This is a genomic window from Arthrobacter sp. JCM 19049 (genome assembly GCF_001310435.1).
Map to the genome: position 1 here is coordinate 1 of NZ_BAXF01000335.1, position 2419 is coordinate 2419.

Below are 2419 nucleotides of genomic sequence, written 5' to 3' on the forward strand. Positions count from 1 at the left end.
CGCCGCGGCCGAGGTCATGGCGCAGGAGGGAACCCCCATGGATGACCACCGCGCCAGCTCAAACTACCGCAAGGCCATGCTCGGCTCCTCCCTGGAGCGCTTCTTTGCCCAGCAGCTTGGCCGCACCCCAGCTTTGAAGGGAGAGCACCACTCATGAGCCAGCTATCGCAGCGCCCCACCGGGGCCATTGTCGGCGAAAGCCACCCGCACGAATCCGCTCTCGCGCACGTGACCGGCACCGCCCTGTACACCGATGACCTGTACCAGCGGATGGTCGGCGTGCTGCACGCCTACCCGGTGCGGTCCACCCATGCCCACGCCCGAATCCTGAGGCTGGACCACACCCCGGCCCTGAAGGTCCCGGGTGTGGTCAGGGTCATCACCGCGGCGGACATCCCCGGGGTGAACGATCAGGGCACGAAGCATGACGAGCCGATGATCCCACCCGAAGAAGTCATGTTCTACGGCCAGGCGGTGGCCTGGGTTCTCGGTGAAGACCTGGAGGCCGCCAAGGCCGGGGCCGCCGCCGTTGCGGTGGACTACGAGCCGCTGCCCTCGCTGATCACGCTGTCCGAGGCGATTGCCGCCGAAAGCTTCCATGGCATCCAACCGGTGATCAACAAGGGTGAGCCCGGGGCCGCGCTGGCGGAGGCGGCACACGTGTTCGAGGGGGACTTTGAGTTCTCCGGGCAGGAACACTTCTACCTGGAAACCCAGAACTCGCTGGCCTACGTGGATGAGGGCGGGCAGCTGATGATCCAGTCCTCCACCCAGCACCCCACCGAAACCCAGGACATCGTCTCGCACGTGCTGGATCTGCCGGCCCACCAGATCACCGTTCAGGTGCTGCGCATGGGCGGGGCGTTCGGCGGGAAGGAAATGCAGTCCCACGGCTATGCGGCCCTGGCCGGGCTGGGGGCGCTGCTCACCGGCCGGCCGGTGCGGGTGCGCCTGGACCGCACCCTGGACATGACCATGACCGGCAAACGCCACGGCTTCTACGCCAGCTGGAAGATTGGGTTCGACCAGGACGGCCGGATCCTGGGGCTGGATGCCACTCTGACCTCCGATGGCGGGTGGAGCCTGGACATGTCCGAACCGGTGCTCACCCGCGCGCTGTGCCACATCGACAATGCCTACTGGATCCCGAACATCCGGGTGCACGGGCGGGTGGCCAAATGCCACAAGACCTCCCAAACCGCGTTCCGCGGCTTCGGCGGGCCGCAGGGCATGCTCATCATGGAAGACATCCTGGGCCGGGTGGCACCGCAGCTGGGGATCCCGGCGCGTGAGCTGCGCCGGCGAAACTTCTACACCCAGGGGCAGGACACCCCCTACTACCAGCCGGTGCGCCACGCCGAGCGCATCGACGCCGTGTGGCAGCAGGTACTCGACGAGGCAGATATCGTCCGCCGGGAAAAGGAAATCGCCGAATTCAATGCCGGCACTGAGCACACCAAGCGTGCGTTGGCGCTGACCCCGGTCAAGTTCGGGATCTCCTTCAACCTCACCGCCTTCAACCAGGGCGGGGCCCTGGTGCTGGTCTACAAGGACGGTACCGTGCTGGTGAACCACGGCGGCACCGAGATGGGCCAGGGCCTGCACCAAAAGATCCTGCAGGTCGCCGCGACCAGCCTGGGGGTGCCGCTATCCACGGTGCGCATCGCCGCGACCCGCACCGACAAGGTGCCCAACACCTCGGCCACCGCAGCCAGCTCCGGCAGCGACCTGAACGGCGGGGCGGTGAAGGACGCCTGTGAACAGATCCAGGCCCGGCTGGCGCAGGTCGCCGCCGTGCAGTTGGGCGTGCCGGCCCATGAGGTCCGCTTCCAGGGCGGGATCATCACCGGCCTGAGCACCAAGAAAACCCTGGAATGGGGCGAACTGGTGCGCACCGCCTACTTCCAGCGCATCCAGCTCTCCGCCGCCGGCTTCTACCGCACGGAGGGGCTGCACTGGGACCTGGGCGCGATGCGCGGGGAGCCATTCAAGTACTTCGCCTGCGGGGCCGCCGCCACCGAGGTGGAGGTCAGCCGCTTCGACGGCTCCTACACGGTGCGCCGCGTGGACATCGTGCACGACGTGGGGGACTCGCTCTCCCCGATGATCGACGTGGGACAGATTGAGGGTGGGTTCGTGCAGGGCCTGGTTGGCTCACCCTGGAGGACCTGCGCTGGGACACCAGCGACCGGCCCACCCGGGGCCGGCTGGCCACCCAGGCGGCCAGCACCTACAAGATCCCCAGCTTCTCCGAAATGCCCGAGACCTTCAATGTGGCCCTGCTGGACAAGGCCCACGAGGAAGGGGCGGTCTACGGCTCCAAGGCGGTGGGTGAACCGCCGTTCATGCTCGCCTTCTCCGTGCGGGAGGCGCTGCGCCAGGCGGTCGCGGCCTTTGCCGCTGCCGGAACCGGGGTGCA

1 pseudogene is annotated in these 2419 nt (G+C 67.7%); it reads left to right on the plus strand.

Annotated features, from left to right (window positions below):
* Positions 1-153: 153 nt before the first annotated feature.
* Positions 154-2419, plus strand: a pseudogene (gene xdhB, locus JCM19049_RS11805) (xanthine dehydrogenase molybdopterin binding subunit); the annotation flags it as partial.